The sequence below is a fragment of the Brevibacillus sp. SAFN-007a genome (genome assembly GCF_051967035.1).
Taxonomy (GTDB): domain Bacteria; phylum Bacillota; class Bacilli; order Brevibacillales; family Brevibacillaceae; genus Brevibacillus.
The window spans coordinates 1-2,697 of the sequence record NZ_JBQCKK010000045.1; the positions used below are offsets into that span (position 1 = coordinate 1).

Annotated in this window: 4 protein-coding genes; 3 read left to right on the forward strand and 1 reads right to left on the reverse strand. The window is 43.3% G+C overall.

The annotated features are described in order from the left end of the window. Positions 1 to 524 (reverse strand): IS256 family transposase (locus ACTHO6_RS21025; protein ID WP_440243779.1); only part of this gene is annotated, 524 nt, incomplete at its 3' end. 382 nt (positions 525 to 906) lie between these two features. Here ACTHO6_RS21025 and ACTHO6_RS21030 point away from each other — a divergent pair. The 3 genes from ACTHO6_RS21030 to ACTHO6_RS21040 all read left to right on the forward strand — a co-directional run bounded on the left by ACTHO6_RS21030 (position 907) and on the right by ACTHO6_RS21040 (position 2,543). After that, on the forward strand, positions 907 to 1,131 hold the full coding sequence (locus tag ACTHO6_RS21030) for an HNH endonuclease (protein ID WP_238504440.1): 225 nt from the start codon (positions 907 to 909) through the stop codon (positions 1,129 to 1,131). A 19-nt stretch (positions 1,132 to 1,150) separates the two neighbouring features. Further along, the gene (locus ACTHO6_RS21035) at positions 1,151 to 1,666 is read left to right on the forward strand and encodes an SMI1/KNR4 family protein (RefSeq protein ID WP_440243777.1); all 516 of its coding nucleotides are present in this window, start codon (positions 1,151 to 1,153) and stop codon (positions 1,664 to 1,666) included. Positions 1,667 to 2,201: 535 nt separating this feature from the next. Continuing rightward, positions 2,202 to 2,543 carry a YolD-like family protein gene (locus tag ACTHO6_RS21040; RefSeq protein WP_238504042.1) on the forward strand — a complete coding sequence of 114 codons (342 nt, stop codon included), beginning with the start codon at positions 2,202 to 2,204 and terminating at the stop codon, positions 2,541 to 2,543. Positions 2,544 to 2,697 lie beyond the last annotated feature (154 nt).

The window sequence follows — 2,697 nt, forward strand, 5'->3', positions numbered from 1 at the left end:
ACCTTAAAGTGAATTGCGTCTAGGAAAACAACAGCATAAACCGATTGCAACGGGCGATTTTGCCACTCTTTGATCATTGGAACGACCTTATTCGTTACATTGGAAATGAGTGTTGGTGAGACATCGATGCCATAGAGCTGCTGCAGATGGTCTTGGATATCGCGTGTAGATACGCCTTTGGCATATAGGGCGAGAATTTGATCTTCGATCCCTGTAACATTGGACTGATGTTTCTTTACAATGGTCGGCTCAAAATCACCCTCTCGATCTCGAGGTACTTGGATGTCAACATCCCCGTACTCAGAACGAACGGTTTTCTTGCTATACCCATTGCGGCTGTTGGTTGTCCGCTTGTTTTTCATGTCATGTTTAGCGTATCCAAGAGAGGACTCGATTTCAGCTTCCAGTATTTCTTGGATCGTGTCTGCAAATAGATCCTTTAACGCTGACTGTACGTCGTCCACTGACCTCATGTTTTTCTCTTTGATCCACTGCTTGATTTGCTCTTTTGACATCATAAAAATCTCCCAACCTTTCTACTCATAATTGTAGTTTAGAGGTTGAGAGTTTACACAAATTATTTTACAGACTCCAAATTTCATTTCTGGACAAATGATAAAAATAGGGTATCCTTACCCATGAGTTCACCACAATGGCCACCAACATCTCTATTTTCCGTCATATTCAAGTTCCTCCATCCGACAGAATTAAACGGGACAATTTCACGTTGCAGGAATTCTCCATTCATCTAATCCACCTCGGCATAATATACCCAGAGTGAATTATCCTGAAGGAAAAATAGAAAAGAATTTATCAAGACGCTCCATATATTTTTCGGAAGGCTGGTATTCATCTTTTTCGAGCGCTTACCCCCAGTTTCTTTCCGAACTCCCTTTTGTTGTACCCATGATAGAGTCGTGCCTTTTTGATTCGTTGGCCAGTGTATGCTCCGGAAGGCTTTCAAAATTTGATTGGGATGATGTAGATATTCATCACATTATTCCATTAGCGTATGGTGGTGATAATAGCTTCGATAATTTGATCCAGTTGCCTAAAAATTTTCACAGGAGAGAAGTAACACCATGGTGGGCTTCTTATGGTAAATATGTTCCAACAGGTGATGACTATTAAAATAGTAAAGGTGATCTAATTGGCGAACAACGTGTGCTTATTGGCATTAGATGGGTTAAAAAAGCGTCTAGATAACGACAACACTATGTTGGTACAGAGATTGAGGGGTAAGGTTTATCAGGCGGTTTTCATTTTTAATCCCCCAGCTCCAGAATCAAAATTTGAGCAATTTTCAAAAGATACTGGGTGGAGTTTGCCAGCGGGATATAAGGATTTCTTGTCGGTACACAACGGCGCCCGGTTATTCCGGCACATAAAAAATGGTGGAGGATACGAGTTGTTAAGCCTAGAGGAAATCAAAGAAAATCACCTTGATTATATGCCTAAACATTGGTATCCAATATCAATAAACAATGGTGACTATATCTTTATTGACTCTAATCGTGTTAAAGAAGGAAGAGATGATTACTTAGTTCGATTCGACCATGATAACGACGTATCCCCACAAATAGGATCACACATGAAAATGAATTTTGAGAATTGGTTAGAGAGATTAATTATTGCACAAGGGACAGAATTTTGGCATTGGAAATAGATACGTTATAAAAAGACGCGATAGGACGCGTCTTTTTTATTCGCATGTTCGCCACATGTTCGTATATAATAAGAACATAAGTTCTGTATCGGAGGGTGAGCAACATGGCAAAGGAACTGCAGCGAGCAATTAACCAGCGAAACACATCCAAATCATTTACATAACCAGCAATGGCAAGGCGACACAGCGTACCTTGCTGCCACTGGAGATCGTGGATGATCGACTGAAAGCTTATTGCCTCACCCGAAGAGCGCCAAGAGTATTTGTCATCGACAACATCCTTGCAATGCAGCCTGTGGTGATTGGCCGTGCTGTCTGACTTCGAGCGGAAAGTCTTGCGGGTGATCGCAAATTTTTCGGCCGTGCGACGCAGGACACCTTCGGTTGACGAGCTTTGCATCAAAACCGGGAGAACTCGGGGCGGAATCATGGCGGTGCTGGAAGTCCTGTCACCTGAAGAGTATATCGAGTGGGACCGCATGCAGCCGGACAAGATCGAGCTGTTGGAAGCATGGGAAAGGGGAGTACATCATCCATGGCAAGTAAGATAGAAAATATGTGGGCTGCGTCCCGTTTTGTCCTGCCCGAACAGCGGGAGCTGTATCTGCAGCACAGGGAGGATATGAAGCTGGTAAAGATGCCGGAACTCGAGCAAGACGAGCTTGAGTCATTTCATTACCTGATCCGAGACTCAGCCCGCGAGGACTATGCAATCACCATCACCTGGTGGCAACCAGTCAAAGAGGACTTGGGCAAAACCTGCAGCATGTGGGGCGTGATCAAGTGGATGGATCAAAACAGCCGGCGGGTTAAACTGGTGAACGATGAGGAGAGCCGGTGGATTCAGATGGATGCAATCATTAACGTAATTCCATAAAGGGGAGAGCAACGTGTCAAATGTACTTACCTCATTTGATTCAATGGATGTAAGAAGTAGGATCATTGGAGCTATTTTTGTTGTTTTTAAAAAACCAGAAGCGATAGCACAATTTGTAGATGAGAGTACTGGGACCACGTACGTTGTTACTTAC